Annotated in this window: 20 protein-coding genes; 18 read left to right on the plus strand and 2 right to left on the minus strand. The window is 42.7% G+C overall.

Annotation, left to right across the window (positions count from 1 at the left end):
- Positions 1 to 3: 3 nt before the first annotated feature.
- From ACIQ0C_RS16830 to ACIQ0C_RS16855, 6 genes are all read left to right on the plus strand, one after another.
- The gene (locus ACIQ0C_RS16830) at positions 4 to 1,395 is read left to right on the plus strand and encodes a cobyrinic acid a,c-diamide synthase CobB (RefSeq protein ID WP_403061984.1); all 1,392 of its coding nucleotides are present in this window, start codon (positions 4 to 6) and stop codon (positions 1,393 to 1,395) included.
- Positions 1,396 to 1,433: 38 nt separating this feature from the next.
- Positions 1,434 to 2,243, plus strand: a complete 810-nt coding sequence (gene cobA / locus ACIQ0C_RS16835) for a uroporphyrinogen-III C-methyltransferase (protein WP_402841251.1) — start codon at positions 1,434 to 1,436, stop codon at positions 2,241 to 2,243.
- Entirely contained in the window at positions 2,222 to 2,785 is a 564-nt protein-coding gene (locus ACIQ0C_RS16840) for a nitroreductase family protein (protein WP_403061987.1), read from the plus strand. Before cobA ends, ACIQ0C_RS16840 begins: the two co-directional genes overlap by 22 nt.
- A 14-nt stretch (positions 2,786 to 2,799) precedes the next feature.
- The gene (locus ACIQ0C_RS16845) at positions 2,800 to 3,336 is read left to right on the plus strand and encodes a cob(I)yrinic acid a,c-diamide adenosyltransferase (protein WP_403061990.1); all 537 of its coding nucleotides are present in this window, start codon (positions 2,800 to 2,802) and stop codon (positions 3,334 to 3,336) included.
- Positions 3,337 to 3,350: 14 nt separating this feature from the next.
- Entirely contained in the window at positions 3,351 to 4,862 is a 1,512-nt protein-coding gene (locus tag ACIQ0C_RS16850) for a cobyric acid synthase (protein ID WP_403061993.1), read from the plus strand.
- Between the two features lie 176 nt (positions 4,863 to 5,038).
- On the plus strand, positions 5,039 to 5,311 hold the full coding sequence (locus ACIQ0C_RS16855; RefSeq protein WP_403061996.1) for an HU family DNA-binding protein: 273 nt from the start codon (positions 5,039 to 5,041) through the stop codon (positions 5,309 to 5,311).
- A gap of 333 nt (positions 5,312 to 5,644) precedes the next feature.
- On the opposite strand, the gene ACIQ0C_RS16860 is transcribed toward ACIQ0C_RS16855, so the two are convergent.
- Together ACIQ0C_RS16860 and ACIQ0C_RS16865 are read right to left on the minus strand one after the other, a co-directional pair.
- On the minus strand, positions 5,645 to 5,875 hold the full coding sequence (locus ACIQ0C_RS16860; protein ID WP_403061999.1) for a hypothetical protein: 231 nt from the start codon (positions 5,873 to 5,875) through the stop codon (positions 5,645 to 5,647).
- Entirely contained in the window at positions 5,866 to 6,651 is a 786-nt protein-coding gene (locus tag ACIQ0C_RS16865; protein ID WP_403062002.1) for a protein kinase domain-containing protein, read from the minus strand. The genes ACIQ0C_RS16860 and ACIQ0C_RS16865 overlap by 10 nt, the downstream gene beginning before the upstream one ends.
- A gap of 270 nt (positions 6,652 to 6,921) precedes the next feature.
- Here ACIQ0C_RS16865 and ACIQ0C_RS16870 point away from each other — a divergent pair, with 270 nt between their 5' ends.
- Genes ACIQ0C_RS16870 through ACIQ0C_RS16925 form a run of 12 tightly spaced genes read left to right on the plus strand, consistent with a single transcriptional unit; the run spans position 6,922 to position 18,158 of the window.
- Positions 6,922 to 7,389 (plus strand): flavin reductase family protein, encoded by a 468-nt coding sequence (locus tag ACIQ0C_RS16870; protein WP_403062005.1) that lies wholly within the window; start codon positions 6,922 to 6,924, stop codon positions 7,387 to 7,389.
- Positions 7,390 to 7,400: 11 nt separating this feature from the next.
- On the plus strand, positions 7,401 to 8,882 hold the full coding sequence (locus ACIQ0C_RS16875; RefSeq protein WP_403062008.1) for a 4-hydroxyphenylacetate 3-hydroxylase family protein: 1,482 nt from the start codon (positions 7,401 to 7,403) through the stop codon (positions 8,880 to 8,882).
- A gap of 32 nt (positions 8,883 to 8,914) precedes the next feature.
- Positions 8,915 to 9,664, plus strand: a complete 750-nt coding sequence (locus ACIQ0C_RS16880; RefSeq protein WP_403062011.1) for an IclR family transcriptional regulator — start codon at positions 8,915 to 8,917, stop codon at positions 9,662 to 9,664.
- Between the two features lie 44 nt (positions 9,665 to 9,708).
- The gene (locus tag ACIQ0C_RS16885) at positions 9,709 to 10,269 is read left to right on the plus strand and encodes a 3-hydroxyanthranilate 3,4-dioxygenase (RefSeq protein WP_403062014.1); all 561 of its coding nucleotides are present in this window, start codon (positions 9,709 to 9,711) and stop codon (positions 10,267 to 10,269) included.
- On the plus strand, positions 10,254 to 11,252 hold the full coding sequence (locus ACIQ0C_RS16890) for an amidohydrolase family protein (protein WP_403062017.1): 999 nt from the start codon (positions 10,254 to 10,256) through the stop codon (positions 11,250 to 11,252). Before ACIQ0C_RS16885 ends, ACIQ0C_RS16890 begins: the two co-directional genes overlap by 16 nt.
- A 10-nt stretch (positions 11,253 to 11,262) precedes the next feature.
- Positions 11,263 to 11,724: a RidA family protein gene (locus tag ACIQ0C_RS16895; protein ID WP_402841282.1), complete on the plus strand. Its 462-nt coding sequence runs from the start codon at positions 11,263 to 11,265 to the stop codon at positions 11,722 to 11,724.
- Positions 11,725 to 11,771: 47 nt separating this feature from the next.
- Positions 11,772 to 13,247 (plus strand): aldehyde dehydrogenase, encoded by a 1,476-nt coding sequence (locus ACIQ0C_RS16900; RefSeq protein WP_403062020.1) that lies wholly within the window; start codon positions 11,772 to 11,774, stop codon positions 13,245 to 13,247.
- 18 nt (positions 13,248 to 13,265) lie between these two features.
- Entirely contained in the window at positions 13,266 to 14,048 is a 783-nt protein-coding gene (locus ACIQ0C_RS16905) for a 2-keto-4-pentenoate hydratase (RefSeq protein ID WP_403062023.1), read from the plus strand.
- A 16-nt stretch (positions 14,049 to 14,064) separates the two neighbouring features.
- On the plus strand, positions 14,065 to 14,946 hold the full coding sequence (locus ACIQ0C_RS16910; protein WP_403062026.1) for an acetaldehyde dehydrogenase (acetylating): 882 nt from the start codon (positions 14,065 to 14,067) through the stop codon (positions 14,944 to 14,946).
- Positions 14,947 to 14,980: 34 nt separating this feature from the next.
- Positions 14,981 to 16,000: a 4-hydroxy-2-oxovalerate aldolase gene (dmpG, locus tag ACIQ0C_RS16915; protein ID WP_403062029.1), complete on the plus strand. Its 1,020-nt coding sequence runs from the start codon at positions 14,981 to 14,983 to the stop codon at positions 15,998 to 16,000.
- On the plus strand, positions 15,997 to 16,770 hold the full coding sequence (locus ACIQ0C_RS16920) for a 2-keto-4-pentenoate hydratase (RefSeq protein ID WP_403062032.1): 774 nt from the start codon (positions 15,997 to 15,999) through the stop codon (positions 16,768 to 16,770). The genes dmpG and ACIQ0C_RS16920 overlap by 4 nt, the downstream gene beginning before the upstream one ends.
- 26 nt (positions 16,771 to 16,796) lie before the next feature.
- Entirely contained in the window at positions 16,797 to 18,158 is a 1,362-nt protein-coding gene (locus ACIQ0C_RS16925) for an MFS transporter (protein ID WP_403062035.1), read from the plus strand.
- The last annotated feature ends 27 nt before the right edge of the window (positions 18,159 to 18,185 follow it).

An 18,185-nucleotide genomic window follows, 5' to 3' on the forward strand; every position in this document is an offset into this window, starting at 1 on the left:
AATATGAATGATAGAAGATTGGTAATTGCGGGTACCGGAAGCGGGGTCGGTAAAACGACATTGACCATCGGGATCATGGCAGCCCTCCTGAAGAAAGGCTATACTGTCCAAGGATTCAAATGTGGTCCAGACTATATTGATCCTACTTATCATACCGCAGTTACAGGGCGTATTTCACGCAATCTTGACAGTTGGATGTTCGAACATGACACTGTCCGGGAAATACTTAACAAAGCAGGCACCGGAGCTGATATATCGATCATCGAAGGAGTCATGGGCTTTTTCGATGGCAAAAGTCCTTTAGCCAATACAGGATCGACGGCTGAAATCAGCATCATCACGCAAAGCCCTGTCCTGTTGGTAGTCAACTGTGCCAGCATGGCAAGGAGTGCAGCTGCCATTGTAAAAGGATTTCAAGAGTTTTCGACCGGTCCGAACATCATTGGGGTCATTGCCAATCAGGTGGGAAGTGCAGGGCATTACAAAATTGTCAAATCAGCCATTGAGCAAGAATGCGATGTTCCGGTGCTCGGGTATATGAAGCGGGAAATGGATATTGATATTCCTAGCCGTCATTTGGGTTTAATTCCTGCCATTGAACGCGGGGAACTAAATCCGTTTTTCGATAAACTTGCACAATTAGTCATGGAAACGATCGATATCGATCAGTTGTACCGTTTGTCCAAGACGAGCTCCGTTTCCAGTGGAAACTCAAATATATTTCAATCCCAACATGGAAAGGGCGTGTGCATTGCCGTCGCAAAAGATGCAGCCTTCAATTTTTATTATCAGGAAAACCTTGAGTTGCTTGAAGCATATGGGGCGAACATCAAGTATTTTTCTCCATTAAAAGGGGAAGAAGTTCCATCGGATGCTGATGGTTTATACCTTGGAGGCGGTTTTCCTGAGGAATTTGCAGCTGAACTTTCCAGTAACGTGGGTGCTATCAGATCCATCAGAAGCTCCATTGAAAAGGGGATGCCGACTCTAGCGGAATGTGGCGGTTTCATGTTTTTGAGCAAATCGATTGAAACGACTTCCGGAGAAACGCATCAGATGGCAGGTATTATACCGGGCAGGATTAAAATGCAGAAAAAACTTGCAGCACTTGGGTACCGTGAAATTACAGGAACTCCAGGCAATTTTTTGATCAATGAAGTGGAGCAGGCAAAAGGTCATGAATTCCACTATTCGACATTCGAAGCGGATGATGATCTTACACATGCTTATGAAGCCAAAGGCAGATTCGGTTCGAAACAAGAGGGATGTGTATTAGGTAACCTTGTTGCTGGGTATACTCACTTTCATTTTGCTTCCAATCCAACGCTTGCAAAGAACTGGATCGATGCTTGCTTAAAACAAAAAAACAGATCTACCCATGAAACTATCAACTAGGAAAAGGTATTTTTTGAAGATTAAGAGGAGGCGCGAGCATGAAACCGGGAAAAGTTCATCTGGTCGGTGCGGGTCCCGGAGATCCGAAACTGATTACGGTATATGGACTGGAATGTATCCAAAAGGCGGATGTCATTGCATATGACAGGCTTGTCAATCCAGAACTATTAAACTATGCAAAAGAAGATGCAGAACTGGTGTATTGCGGGAAATCACCAGGAAAACATCATCTCATTCAAAATGAAATACATGAACTTTTAGTGGAGAAAGCCTTACAGGGGAAAAACGTCACCCGTCTGAAGGGTGGGGATCCATTTGTCTTTGGGCGGGGCGGTGAGGAAGCGGAGATACTGGCTGCTAACGGGATTGAATATGATATCGTCCCAGGAATCACAGCGGGAATCGCAGCACCGGCCTATGCGGGCATCCCGGTAACACACCGTGATCATGCCTCAAGTTATGCCATTGTGACAGGCCATGGCCGTGATTACAAGGGGCAGGATAACCTGAATTGGCAGGCATTGGCTCAAGGCATCGATACCATCGCCTTTTATATGGGAATAGGTAATATGCCGTTTATCTGTGAAAAATTGATGGAGCATGGCAGGGACGGCAAAACGCCAGTGGCTGTCATTGAATGGGGCACGACAGATAAACAAAGGACGATTACCGGTACTTTGAATTCGATTTCTTTGAAGGCTATAAAAGAAGAAATTCAAAATCCGTCAATCTTTCTAGTAGGGGATGTCGTCCAATTAAGAGAAAAAATCCAATGGTTTGAAAGAGTGATTGAATCAGAGTCCATTATTGAAGGGAATGAGTCGGAATGTCCATCATTCAAGAATTGAAGGAACGCAGGGCAATAAGGAATTACGAAGAAAAAGAAGTGGAAGACGAAAAGATCAGGCAGCTATTGGAAGCGGCTACCTATGCCCCTAACGACCGATTGCGTGAACCTTGGAGTTTTTATGTAATCAAGGGAGAAGCGAAGCAACGTTATGAAAGGTTGGCAGAAAGGTATTTACATGAACGCTTCCCGACCAAACCAAAATTGATTGACAGTTCATTGGAAGTTGTAAAGACGACACCGCTTATCATTGTCGTGACTTCTGATATTTTGCCTGATGATCCAGATTCATCCGAAGACAATGTATTCGCTTCTTGTTGTGCCGTCCATTCGATGTGGCTTGCGGCAAAAGAACTTGGTCTTGGATTCGTTTGGCGCACTAGAGGAGTGGGTCTTGTCAGGGATGAACGCCTGCACGAGTTTATCGGTTCACCGGAAAATAAAAAAGTGATCGGCACCATTTTTGTCGGATACCCTAAAGGCGATCAACCGGTTCCTGCTACTAAAAGGACTTCATACATAGAAAAAACAGTTTGGCTATGAAGGTAGGTGAGTGAGTGGCACGCAGAGGATTAATGCTTATTTATACGGGAAACGGGAAAGGGAAGACGACTGCCTCATTAGGGGTGACTTTAAGGGCAATCGGCAGAGGAATGAATGTCAAATACCTTCAGTTCATAAAATCTCCAGAGCGTACATATGGGGAAGCATTGGCTTTGAGAAAATTAGGAGTTGAAATGGAACAGCTAGGTATTGGTTTTACATGGACCAAAACACCAGAAGAGCATCGCAATGCATTATCGTTGGCTTGGGAAAAGGCGAAACTGGCCCTTACTGATCCCGGCATTGATTTACTTGTTTTGGATGAGTTGAACAATGCATTAGCGATTTCCAAATTCCCGATTGAAGATGTCTTGCCATTGACTGAAGTCATCGATGCGATTCGAAATCGTCCCGCTCATATGCATATAGTCATTACCGGCAGGGATGCCAAGCCAGAGCTTATGGATATGGCCGATTTGGTTTCATCGATTGAGGCGACCAAGCATTATTATGACGAGGGCATCGGCGCTGTCAAAGGATTGGAGTTTTAAAGGAGGTGAGCGTAATGAAGGCAAGATCCATCATGATACAAGGGACGTCATCCGATGTAGGGAAAAGTTTGATTTGTACGGCATTTTGCCGGGTATTTTCCAATAAAGGATTACGTGTCGTCCCATTCAAATCACAAAACATGGCTTTGAATTCTTATGTAACCTTGGATGGCGGTGAAATCGGACGGGCTCAGGGAGTGCAAGCGGAAGCAGCACGGATCACGGCAACGACCGATATGAATCCGATATTACTGAAACCGAAGCAGGATATGGTTTCGGAAGTCATCGTGCACGGAAAGCATTTTCTTGATATGAATGCAAAAAGCTATCGGTCCCAATTTGTCCAGGAAGCCATGCCCATCATCCAAAAATCGGTTGAAAAACTTCAGGAAGACTATGACATCATCGTACTCGAGGGGGCAGGAAGTCCGGCTGAAATTAACCTTAAGGACCGGGATATCGCGAATATGCGAATGGCTAAACTCACGGATGCGGCTGTCATTTTAGTGGCCGATATTGATCGTGGTGGAGTATTTGCGTCCATCATTGGCACACTTGCTTTATTGGATCAAGATGAACGAGATAGTGTAAAGGGGATCATCATCAATAAATTTCGTGGCATGCGTGAATTGTTGGACGATGGCATTGAATGGGTGGAAAAGGAAACCGGGATTCCGGTTCTCGGGGTGCTGCCCTATCTAGACGTGAATATTGAAGCGGAAGATTCACTGGCCCTTTCTTCCTTACGTTTTAAAAAACCTAAAAAGGCTGAGTTTCCGATCGATGTAGCCGTCCTGAGGTTTCCGCGGATCTCCAATTTTACAGATGTGGACCCTTTTTTCGATGAACCCGGAGTAGGTGTCCGACTGGTAAGCAGTGTCCATGAGTTAGGTAATCCCGATCTGCTCATTTTGCCGGGTACAAAAAACACGATGGAAGATTTAGCGTGGTTGAAACGTATGGGATTGGATGGAGCCATCAATGAACTGCGGAAACAAGGAAAGATGATCTTTGGCATATGCGGCGGTTTTCAAATGCTAGGGACTAAACTTTTCGACCCTGACGCTGTCGAGGGTGACGGTGAGAACGCAGAGGGGCTCTCGCTTCTCCCGGTGGAAACCGTATTTCAAGCAGAAAAGAAAACGGTACAAATGGAAGGTGTCCTTTCTGCTGGGATAATGGAAAGTCAAATGAATCTTAAAGGTTTCGAAATACATTTAGGCAGAACGAAGACACAAGTAAGGCCCTTTCTTTTATTGAAGGATGGAAGAGAGGATGGAGCCATTTCCGATGACAACAAAGTAATGGGAACATATCTTCATGGGATATTCCATAATCGCCTGTTCACTAGAATACTAGTTAACCAAATTCGACGGGACAAGGGGTTGGAAGAAGTGAAGGAAAACGTCCAAAGCGACTCGGAACGTAGAGAGGAAGCGTACAATCTCTTGGCATCCCATCTGGAAGAAAACATTGATATGGATACCATCTATCAATGGCTGCAGCTGGAAACTGCAGAAAGTTGAACAAGAGTCAGACGGTGCTTAGTTTAATGTTGATCAAAGCCCTTTTATCTTCAAAAAAGATCAATTTTGAGCTACAATTCCTTTTATTTAGCCATATTAAGTGACAGAGGCATACAAGATATGTTATGTTGTCTTCTCTACATATTTTATACAAAATAAAAGGATGAGGTGTTCATATGAATAAAACAGAATTAGTGAGCAGTGTTGCAGCACAGGCTGAACTGACAAAAGACGAAGCAAAAAAAGTAGTGGATGCATTGTTTGAAACAATCACTGCTACACTTGCTAAAGAAGAAAAAATCCAATTAGTTGGTTTTGGTACATTTGAAGTGCGTGCCCGTGCTGCCCGTACAGGTAGAAACCCGCAAACTGGCGAAGAAATACAAATTGCAGCTAGTAAAGTACCTGCTTTTAAAGCAGGTAAGGAATTAAAAGAAGCTGTAAAATAAAAGGTGAACGAAGAAAAACCCTGGCGATGCAATATTCGCCAGGGTTTTTTGTTTACTGATTCGGTTTAACCTGGCTAATATCAATCTTAAGTTACCAAAAGTTCACTGAATTGGGAAAGGGTAAACAATCGATTTTGTTACCCATTCGATTTTGAAAAGGCCATTAGGAGTTTTAATGATTGGATATTTTTGATATTTGGTGCCGTTTTCAATCGAAGGGATTTAGGGCGTTCCATGCTCAACAATGAAAGAAGCCCACTCCATAAGGCAGTAATGGAATGTAACACAAATGAAAAAAAAAAATAGTACTTATTAATAAGGTTTATACTGTGACTATGTTAGGCTAAATGAATAACAAGCTTTAAAACCAAAATAAAAGAGGTGAAAGATATGCTGAAGAAAATAATGAAAAAAATCAAACAGCTTTCCCAAGGCAGCAGTGAGCGAAGACATGGGCATTATCGCCGAGGCAGCAGCAGCAGCAGCCGGGGATACAAAAGGTATCCCATGAGTGGAAGTGACCGCTACAAGAGAAAAGGGCGGGGCAGCAGCAGCTAATTCCATTTCTTTGACTTCAATGCAGCCTGCAGGTCCATTGAGATTTCTTTAATATCTGAATAAGGTTCTTGGATGCTTAATAACCTTTTCAGTATATGCACGGTTTCTTTTTCTAACGAAAGCTCTTCTGTCCAAGGAAGAGCCTTTTTACTTTTGGAAGCGTACGTCGTATAAAGTACATATAGAAGTATTTCCCCCAAGTCGTAAAAATCCTGCCTTTTCAGCTGCAAAATGGAGTCTTTTGCGAGGTTGGCCGAATTGATCATCTTAGACAAACCAAAGTCTATCAATATGGGCTGATGGTTCTTAAGTAAAATATTTGGTATTCGTAAATCTTGATGGAAAATGTCATGGTCATGTAGATAAGATACTAAACCGACCAGCTCATCCAGAAATAATAGAGACTCTTTCTCATTGAACGTTATTTGATTCAAGAAAATATGGTCTTCTAAATTATCCCCTTCTATGAAATCCATCACAAAATAAACATTTCCGTCTTGTGAAAATTTCTCGTGAAATTTGGGGATGTTTTTGTGGTTTAGCATTCGTAATATGGAAATTTCATTTTCAAACTGTTTCAGCTCTTTTTTGCTGCGGCGTTTACTTTTTCGGAGCTGCTTGATCACGATATTTTCATTCATTTTCAAATCATTGCAACGATAAACAATACCGTAGCTTCCTGTTCCGATTACAGCTTTTACCTCGTAGCGGTAATTCAAAACAACACTTTTTTTAAAAGGAATATCCACAATGAATTGGTAGAACTTTCTAAAGGAACGCAAAATTGAAACTTCCCTCACCACTTTCAAATATTCTAGTCAAGACCAAAAAAGACCATTATAACTATGCTGGAAATATGTATGGTCATGGTTAGTTTAACACTGATTTTTGGTGATGCGGTAATGAAAGTCTTTTATTCGGAGAGTTCTTTTATAATTAAAAAGAGCTATTAAAAAGTTTTTCCTTAAATTTCATAATATGAAATTATATGATTTTTAAAATTATTAAGTTTACTATAATGAATTCATAATAAAAGAGTAGGAGGTGATTAGATGGATGGGCGCGAGTTGAGAAATTGCTTTGGTAAATTCCCAACCGGAGTTACGATAGTGAGCTGGTTTGATGAAAAAGTTCAAAAGGGCATCACTGTGAATTCATTTACCTCGGTTTCCTTGGATCCCCCGCTTGCTTTAGTATCAATTCATAAAGAAGCAAAAGCCTGCACTAGCATGAAAGATAAATCTTTTACCATTAATATTTTGTCGGATGAACAAGAATCCATTGCATGGCAATTTGCGGGCAGCAAACAGGAAACACTTGAAATTGACTGGGATAACAAGGGGATATCACCAAAAATAAATGGAAGTGTTGCCTGGATGGAATGCAAACCATGGAGAGAGTATGATGCTGGTGACCATGTATTGTTCATCGGTGAAATCCAGGAGTTACATTTCGAGGATTTGGAAGCGCTTACTTTTTATCGGGGGAAAATGGGGTCTGCTAAACAACTTGTAAAATAAGGGGGATTCTTATGGGCATTAAAACCGGCGAAGAATATATTAATAGAATTAAATCAAGGAAACCGGAAGTCTGGCTTGGTGGAAGAGTTGTTGAGGATATTTATAATGAGCCAATTTTTAAACAGCCAATTCAAGAAATTGCGAAGTTGTATGACATTCAACATGACCCGGAATATCAAGATGAAATCACTCACATATGCAAAGAAACCGGAGAACGTGTTAACAATGCTTTCTTATTCCCGAAGACATCGGAGGATTTGCAAAACAGAAGTAAATTATTTGAAGTGTATGCAAGGATGACATATGGACTCATGGGGAGAACGCCGGACTTTTTAAATGTCGTGGTCACATCCATGGCACATAACTCCTGGTTTCTTGATAAATACAACAAAGAATGGTCAAAGAACATCAAGGATTATTATACCTATATTCGTGACAATGATTTATTCTTAACGCATGCAATCATTAATCCTCAAAATGATCGAAGCAAGCAATCCCATGAACAAAAAGAAACATATACCCACTTAGGGACCGTTGAGGAAAGAGAAGAAGGAATACTTGTACGCGGTGCTAAAATGTTAGCAACCCTGGCACCGATTACAGATGAAGTGATTATCTATTCTTTCCCAGGATTCACACCAGGAGATGAACGTCACGCGGTTGCATTTGCATTGCCGATCGATACGCCCGGACTGCGCATAATCTGCCGGGAACCAATGCAGGACGGTACACGCTCGATGTTCGACCATCCCCTGGCCTCCCGCTATGAGGAGATGGATGCACTGCTAGTATTCAATGATGTACTGGTTCCTTGGAATCGCGTCTTCCTATACAACAATGTGGAGGCGGCAAACCGCTTGTATCCAATGACGGGGATCGCTGAACAGCCTGCTCACCAATCAGGAGTGCGTGGATATATTAAACTGGCATTTGCCGTTGAGGTTGCTTGTAAAGTGGCAGACTCTATCGGAGTTGATGGATTCCTGCATGTACAGCGTGATTTGGGTGAACTTGTTCAATCCGTTGAAGTCATCCGTTCACTGCTTCGGGTAGCGGAATATGAATATACGATTAATGACTACGGTGAGGCCCGGCCAAATCCGGATGCATTGGAAACGATTCGCGGCTTCCTTCCTGAGATGTATCCCCGTGCCATCGAGGTTATCCAGACCATCGGAGCTGGCGGGCTGTTGATGTCTCCGACAGGAGCCGATTTTGATAATCCGGAATTGCGAGTAGATATCGATAAATATTATGGAGGACGAAGCGGGGTTTCGGCGGAAGAGCGCGTTCGGGTGTTTAAACTGGCTTGGGATTTATGCGGGGAAGCATTTGGACAGCGCCTCCTTCAATACGAACGCTATTACACGGGTGATCCAGTTCGGAAAAGAGCGATTTTTTATAATAAATATAAGAAAAACAAGAACTTTGCCATGGTCGATGAAGTACTTAACAAACCGGTGCAAGTAGCCATCGATGCGGTTAAACAGTAATTTTTATAGTTGAATAGGGAGGGGGGAACGTCATGATTTCGTCCGTTGAGAAGCTAATAAAGATACTTGATTTATTCACAAATGAAGAACCTTCACTTGGAAATAAGGAAATAGCTGAAAAATTGAATATGAGTCCAAGCTCTTCTCATCATCTAGTGAAAACGATGTGCAAGGATGGGATGCTGATCCAAGGCAAAGATCGAAAGTACCGGCTTGGATGGAAGTTGCTTGAGTGGAGCAGTAAAGTCATGTATCAGCAGGATATTCATTATGAGGCAGGTCCAATTATCAGTAATCTTGTTCTGCAATTCAGAGGTAATTCTCACATCGGGATGTTTCACGAAGGCGAAGTCAGGTTTGTGATGAAAATGTCGTCCCCTCATGCCGAGCATATGACCACATATATAGGAGCAAGAAAACCAGCTCATTGTACCAGCACCGGGAAAGTATTACTTGCCTTTAACCCATCCTTCATTCAGCCTACCCTTGCAAAAGGGCTATTGAAGCACTCAACGAACACGATTACTTGCATTAATCAACTGAATGAAGAGTTAAAGGACATCCGTAAACAAGGATTTGCGATTAGTGATGATGAAAATGATTTTGGGTTATATGGTGTTGCAGCACCCATTAAATCGTATAATGGCCAAGTCATTGCGGCACTTAACCTTGTCGGGGAGCGGAATTATATGATTGGGAAGGAAAAAACGAGAATTATTCAGTCTGTGATTCGTTCAGCACAAATGATTTCAAAACAAGTGGGTTATATGTCGTTAGTGTGAATTTTTGGACTATTGTGGAAATTAAAATAGGGGGTAGTTTATTTATGAAAGGATATGCTCAATCTTCAAAATTACAGGCTAGATCATTAAATCTAATGAAAGTTATTGAAGACAATAAAAATTTATTGAAACCGCCGGTTAATAACAAAGTGCTCTGGGAGGATTCCGAATTCATTGTCATGCTTTTGGGTGGTCCGAATTATCGGCGTGATTTTCATGTAGACCCTTCTGACGAGCTATTTTATCAGATAAAGGGCTCCTGCTATGTAGAATGCATCAACCAACACGGCGAACGCGAAGTAGTGGAGGTTAAAGAAGGGGAAATGTTCATGCTGCCTGCTGATGTACCTCATTCCCCTCATCGTGTACCTGATACTTACGGCATTGTCATGGAACGCAAGCGTGCTAAAGATGAGCTGGAAGATTTTGTTTGGTTCTGCGGGAATTGTAACCATGAGATGCACAAAGTTACGATCCAATTGACGAATATTGAGGTCCAGGTAAAAGAAGCCATCGAGGCCTTCAACGGTAGTAAAGAACTTCGCACCTGTGGTGAATGCGGTCATGTCATGTCAGAAAACGTTGAGGCTTGGAAATGCGAATAGATTTTCATACACATATTCTTCCATTGGACCTGCCCGACTTAACCGGTAAATTTGGTCAGGGACGCTGGCCAGTTCTAGAGCGGAAATGTTCATGCGGAGCGGATATCATGGTAAGCGGAAATTTATTCAGGAAAGTGACTGACCAGGTATGGGACCCTGAAAAGCGCATTCAGGATATGGATGCCGAAGGAGTCGATATGCAGGTGCTCTCACCGGTGCCAGTGACATTTTCATACTGGGCGCCAATAGATCAGGCGCTATACTTGTCCCAGTTCCAGAATGATTTCATTGCTGAAACTGTGAACAGGCATCCTGACAGGTTCATCGGTCTAGGTACTGTACCGCTTCAGGATATGAAAGCGGCAATTGGTGAAATGGAACGATGTAAATTTGAACTTGGCCTGGCGGGGATCGAGATAGGTACTAACGTAAATGGAGAGAATCTGGATTCACCTGTATTATTGGAATTCTTTCAAATGGCTGAAAAATGGAATGTCCCGCTGTTTATACATCCATGGGAGACAATGGCCAAAGACCGAACGGAACGGCATAATCTCATGTATACAATCGCGATGCCGAGTGAAACGGCATTGGCGGCAGCAAGCATTGCATGGAGTGGCGTCATGGAAAAGTACCCGGATCTGAAACTTTGTTTTGCACATGGAGGGGGCTCTTTTCCATATATTTTACCGCGGATCGATCAGGGATGGGAAGTATGGCCGGAGTTAAGGAAAACATCGATGCCACCAAGCCATTATGCACAAAAGTTTTATTTCGATTCCCTCAACTATGATCCCCGGAATATTCAGTATTTGATTGACCGTTTTGGATATAAGAAAGTGCTGATGGGTTCCGATTATCCATTTTTATTGAGAGAAAAGCCTCCTGGTCAAGTGATTGATGACACGCTAAATCTCTCAGATGAGGTGAAAGCGAATCTTCTTGGAAGAAATGCATTAAGGTTTTTAAATTTGGACTCGTGAGGGGAGAAGCATGGAAAAACAGATTAAAGCGCCAGAACATGTACTTGAGGAACTTGGTATCATGCTTGAGCCGCCAAGGGAAGCGGTCGGCAACTATGTCAGCCACGTCCGGGTGGGAGATCTGATATTCACATCCGGACAAGGTGTTGATGATTATCACGGCAAGGTTGGCAAAGAGCTGACGGAAGAGGAAGGATATCAGGCAGCTAGGCAGTCAATGATTAATCTTCTGCGGGTGCTGAAGGATGAGCTTGGAGAACTATCCAGAGTGAAGAAGGTCATCAAAATTCTTGGAATGGTTAATTCAGCCGAAAATTTCACAGGACAGCCCAAAGTATTGAATGGCGCATCAGACCTGCTTGTGGCCGTTTTTGGAGAGAGGGGCAGACATGCTCGGTCAGCAGTGGGAATGGCCCAGCTTCCAAATAACACTGCAATTGAAATTGAAATGATTGTGGAAATAGAAGATTGAGGCACTTGATTTCTAAGAGTGTCTCAATGAAGGGAGAGGGATGTTTCATGCAAGCAGCAAAAGATAGTATAAATACAGCTAAATCAATAGATTGCCGCCATTTTATTAACGGGGAATTCCTGAATCCCAATCAATCCAAGACATTTGATAATATCAATCCCGCAACGGAAGAAATACTTGGATGGGTTGCAGAAGGAGGAAAAGAGGAGGTGAATCAGGCTGTTTCTGCAGCAAGACATGCTCTTAAAGGTCCTTGGAAATTTTTTACCGATAATGAACGCTCGGCGGTTCTAAGGAGAATCGGCGATCTCATTTTGGAAAAGAAAGAAGAACTGACAATGTTGGAAACCCTTGATACAGGGAAACCATATAGCCTTGCACTGGAAATGGACATCAAGCGTTCAGCTCACAATTTCCACTTTTTTGCGGACTATATCACTACACTTGGTAATGAATCCTTCAACCAGAACAACATTGCACTTCATTATTCTATTAGGCGGCCCGTAGGGGTGGTAGGAATGATTAATCCTTGGAATTTACCTTTGTTATTGTTGACATGGAAATTGGCACCCTGCCTGGCAGCCGGCAATACAGCGGTTATGAAACCAGCTGAACTGACACCGATGACAGCGACAAAGTTAATGGAGATTTGTAAGGAAGCGGGAGTTCCGGATGGCGTTGTCAACCTTGTGCATGGATATGGTGTAAATTCAGCAGGAGCTGCTCTAAGTGAACATCCTGATGTCGATGCGATAACATTCACTGGGGAAACAAAAACGGGAACGGCAATTATGAAAGCTGCCGCACCCACGTTGAAAAAAATCTCTTTTGAACTGGGCGGGAAAAATCCCAATATTGTGTTTGCTGACTCGAATCTTGATGAAGTAATCGAAACGACATTGAAATCAAGCTTCATGAATCAGGGTGAAGTTTGTTTATGTGGTTCACGAATCTATGTTCAGCAAGGTTTATATGACGAATTCCTTGAAAAGATGGTCACGCGAACAAAAAAATTAAAAGTCGGTGATCCTTTTGATACTGAAACGGAAGTGGGAGCTGTAATAGGAAAAGAACATTTTAACAAAGTGATGAGTTACATTGATTTGGCGAAAGAAGAAGGAGCGAGAATATTAACTGGAGGGAAAAGAGCAGGACAGTTTGAAAAAGGTTTTTTCATTGAACCGACAATCATTGCGGGAGTTACGCGTGAATCCCGTTGTGTACGGGAAGAAATTTTTGGTCCTGTGGTAACGGTCATGCCTTTCGAAACGGAAGAAGAAGTACTGGAGCATGCTAATGACACTCATTACGGACTTGGGGCAACAATCTGGACCAATGATTTAAGGAGGGCGCATCGTGTCGCTTCTAAAATAGAAGCGGGCATTATCTGGGTGAATACCTGGTATTTACGTGATTTGCGCACACCTTTTGGAGGCATGAAACACAGCGGCATCGGCCGCGAAGGCGGATCGCATAGTTTCGAATTTTACAGTGAATTGTCTAATGTCACGATTAAATTATAAAGAGGGAGGGAAGCACTCATGATCGGCAGTTTAACGGAATGGTCTGACAGGTTTTTGAAAGCTGAAAAAACAGGAATAGGAATATCGGCCCCTACTAGTGAAATCCAGGGTTTTGATGTGGAGGATGCCTACCAAATTCAACTTGAAACGATTCGAAGGAAAATCCAGTCCGGTATGGAAGTAACAGGAAAGAAAATAGGCTTGACTTCAAAGGCTATGCAGGAGGTTCTGGGAGTGAATGAACCGGATTACGGACATTTACTTGATGTGATGGAGATGGAAAATAATGGTTGTATATCGAGTTTGCGGTTAATCCAACCAAAAGTGGAGGCAGAAGTAGCTTTTATATTAAAGAAAGATTTACATGGCCCCAATATTACGGTTGATGATGTAATCGAGGCAACTGATTATGTGGTTGCTTCGATCGAAGTGGTTGATAGCCGAGTGAAAGAGTGGGAGATTAAACTTCCGGACACTGTGGCGGATAATGCATCATCAGGCTTATATATACTGGGGAATCGCAAAATTCATTTGAGTGAAATCGACCTCCCTTCCATTCAAATGAGCCTATATAAAAATGGCGAATTCATTAACCAAGGAACAGGTGAAGCAGTACTTGGAAATCCAGCAACGTGTGTAGCGTGGCTAGCAAATAAACTGCATCGCTTTAAAGGTTCCTTGAAAGCGGGCGAAGTCATTTTATCCGGTGCATTATCAGCAGCGATCGAAGCGAAACCGGGTGACCGTTTTACTGCTGACTTTGGAGAAAAACTTGGAACGGTATCGGTTAATTTTGAGTGAAAGGAGCACAGCGGCCTTGAAAAAACTAAAGGTAGGGATTATTGGATCAGGTAATATCGGAACGGATTTAATGATGAAAATTCATCGATCGGATGTTCTGGAGATGTCGGTAATGATTGGTATCGACAAGGAATCAGAGGGTTTGAAGAAGGCTAGGATGCACGGACATCATGTCATTGACAATGGCATGGATGGTTTTTTGGAAAGGCCGGAGCTTGCAGACATTTTATTCGATGCCACATCTGCGAAGGCGCATGTTTTTCACTGCAAAGCCTTGAAAAAGATGAACAAGAAGTTGATAGACTTGACTCCTGCCGCAATTGGACCATTTATCGTTCCTTCCGTGAATTTAAAAGAGAATTTGAATGAGGCGGTTGTTAACATGATTACATGCGGCGGCCAGGCGACAATCCCCATCGTTCATGCGATCAGTCAAGTTGCACAGGTCGAATATGCTGAAATACTAGCGACAATTTCCAGCAGGAGTGCCGGTCCTGGAACTCGGGCTAATATTGATGAGTTCACCCTAACGACGGCAAGGGCCCTGGAAAAGGTGGGTGGAGCGACAAAGGGAAAGGCTATTATTCTGCTGAATCCAGCCGAACCGCCACTCATCATGAGGGATACGATTCATTGTCTGCTTCAATCAGATTCCTTTGATGTGAAAGCGATAACAGCGTCCATAAATAAGATGGCGAAAAAAGTTTCTGAATATGTTCCAGGATACCGCTTGAAGACAGAACCGATATTTGATGGGAAACAAATAACAGTCCTTCTGGAAGTGAAAGGGTTAGGAGATTTTCTTCCCGTATATGCTGGTAATTTGGATATAATGACGGCTTCAGCTGTAAAGGTAGGGGAAGAAATCGCTAAAAGCCAATTCGAACAATATGTTTGAAAAAGATAATCAGAACTGTAAAGGTGGGGTTGATTTGCGAAAAGATGTATTGGTGACTGAAGTTGCATTGCGGGATGGCAGCCATGTAGTGGCACATCAATTCACCATCGATCAAGTAAAGAACATGACCGGGAAACTTAGTGCTGCAGGTGTTCCTTATATTGAAGTGTCACATGGAGATGGACTGGGCGGTTCATCCTTACAATATGGTTTTTCAAAAGTGAATGATATTGAATTGGTGGAAGCCGCTGTTCAAGCTGCAGGCGAATCCGTTATTTCAGTACTATTAATCCCTGGTATAGGGACGATCGACCAATTAAGAGAAGCCGCTCAAGAGGGGGCAAAAATGGCGCGGATTGCAACCCATGTAACGGAAGCGGACGTCTCAAAGCAACATCTGGAAGCTGCGAAACATCTCGGTATGGAAGCGATCGGGTTTTTAATGATGTCTCACATGGCATCACCGGAAAAACTTCTTGAACAAGCCATTTTAATGGAATCCTATGGCGCGGATGCTGTATATGTTGTTGATTCCGCAGGATCTTTTTTGCCCCAAGACGTGAAGGCTCGGATCCGGTTATTAAGATCAAAGCTGAATATCGATATTGGTTTTCATGCTCACAATAACTTATCGCTCGCTGTGGCAAATTCACTTGTGGCAATTGAAGAAGGAGCGAATAGAATCGACGGCAGTATCCGCTGTCTCGGTGCAGGTGCTGGTAATACACAGACTGAAGTGCTTGTTGCCGTTTTGGATAGGATGGGTATCCGTACCGAAATTGACTTATATAAAATGCTTGATCTTTCAGAGGAAGTTGGAAATACAATCATGCCCAAGCCCCAGGAAATAACAGACTCGAGTTTAATCATGGGTTATAGTGGCGTGTACTCCAGCTTTTTATTGCATGCAAATAAAGCGGCGAAAAAGTATGGAGTCGACGCCCGGGATATTTTGATGGAGCTTGGTCGACAAAAAGTGGTTGGCGGTCAGGAAGATACCATAATTGAAGTAGCTGAACAAATGGCGTTTCAGAAAGAAGGGACTTTAAGATGAAACTAGATCAACTGGCAAAACGGGTAGCCGATTCGCAAAAAAACGGTCGTGAAATGGATAAGCTTACATTATCCAATCCTGAACTAACAGTAAATCAAGCATATGAAATTCAGAAGTTGAGCATAAATGATACGCTTACTGATGATAACAGATTCATCGGATGGAAGATGGGCTTGACGAGCAAAGCCAAACAAAAGCAAGTAGGGGTAGAGGAAGCGATATACGGCAGGTTGACATCTGCCATGGAACTGACAAGACCTGTATTAAAGGTTGGGGAACTCATTCATCCGCGAGTGGAACCTGAACTTGCCTTTTTGTTCAAAGACGAACTGAAAGGTGCAAATATAACGGCGAAAGATGTCTGGCCGGCTGTTGAATGTGTATTCCTTGCACTGGAGGTTATTGACAGCCGTTATAAAAATTTTTCTTTTACACTTACCGATGTAGTGGCGGATAACGCATCCTCAGCCAAAATCTTGCTTAGCAATCAAGCTTATTCCCCGTATCACATGGACTGGGCCCAAACAGAAGTTACGCTATATCAAAATGGTGAAATGCAAAAGAGAGGTCGCGGTGAAGCTGTACTCGATCATCCGATTCATTCGATTGTGGAACTTGTAAAAATGATTAGCCGTGAAGGACTTACCATACAGGCTGGAATGATTGTTTTGGTAGGCGGAATTACAGATGCCGTTTCCATACAGGCTAACGATGAAATAATGGCAGATTATGGTGAACTAGGGAAACTGACTTTGCATGTTATATCGTGAAAATATGGCAAAGAGGAGGGAATTAATTGCGTGAAGTCAATGCTTCTGAAGTGGTGGGTAATAGTAAATTTGGCCGTTTCCACATAATGGTCTTTATGTGGTGTTTGTTCGCAATTACCTTCGATGGATTTGATATAGCCATGTACGGAGTAGGTTTGCCATTGATGATGGAGGAATGGAACTTGACGCCAGTCGAAGCTGGAGGAATAGCAAGTTATTCATTGTTCGGAATGATGGTGGGAGCACTCATTTTTGCACCTTTGGCGGATAAAATAGGGAGAAAAAAAGTGCTGGCCATTTGTATATGTTTATTCAGTGTTTTTACATTACTTTCAAGTTTTGCCCCCAATCCTGCCTTTTTCTCGGTTATGCGATTTATAGCAGCCTTGGGAATGGGAGGATTAATGCCAAACGTCATCTCCTTAATGGCGGAATACTCACCCAAAAAGAATAAGGTGCTCATTGTAACAGCTATGTACTGCGGTTATTCCATCGGAAGCATACTTGCTTCTTTAATTGGAATATATGTAATGGAACAAATGAGTTGGAGGGTTTTGTATTGGATAGGGGCGCTTCCCTTACTGGCACTGCCATTCTTCATGAAGCAATTTCCCGAATCGCTTTCCTATTATGTTATTCGAAAACAAGGAGCAAAGCTTGCTGGAATCCTGAATCGCATTGATCCAGATGGCGACTATAAAGAGTCTGACGATTATGAGTTTGCCAAAGTCCAGGAAAGGGCAAAGGGCTTCCCTGTCAAAAAACTCTTCGAAAATAAGCGTACTCTCAGCACATTTGCGTTTTGGGTAGCTGCCTTTAATTGTTTACTAATGGTATACGGACTCAATACATGGTTACCCAAAATCATGCAGCAGTCCGGATACGGCCTTTCATCCAGTTTATCTTTCAATCTTATATCGGGAATAGGACAAATTGGCGGATCTATAATTGGCGGATACTTAGTTGGGAAAATAGGCCATAGAAAAGTACTTGTATCCCTCTGTGCCATAGGTACGGTCTGTTTTGTCATATTAGGATTAACCTCAAATGCAGTAGCATTATATATTCTCATCGCTTTTGGAGGAGCCTGTACAGTCGGCGCGATGAATTTAGCCAATACGTATATATCCGAGTATTATCCGCGGGAGATAAGGACCACCGGGATAGGCTGGGCCTTGGCTTTTGGTAGAATTGGAGCCATTGTTGCCCCAACATTAATAGGTTTATTGCTGGCTGCAAACTATTCGCCACAAAATGCATTCATGGCCTTCACGGTTCCGAGCATAATGGCTGCCTTGGCGTTACTCGCTGTGAAGGAGAGGTATGGCAGCTATGATAAACTACAGATTGAGGGGAATATAAAACTAAAAGCAACGTCGAATGTATAATATTGTTTTTTAGTAGATGGCCTATAT

Source organism: Peribacillus sp. NPDC096448 (genome assembly GCF_044762675.1).
Taxonomy (GTDB): Bacteria; Bacillota; Bacilli; order Bacillales; family DSM-1321; genus Peribacillus; species Peribacillus frigoritolerans_B.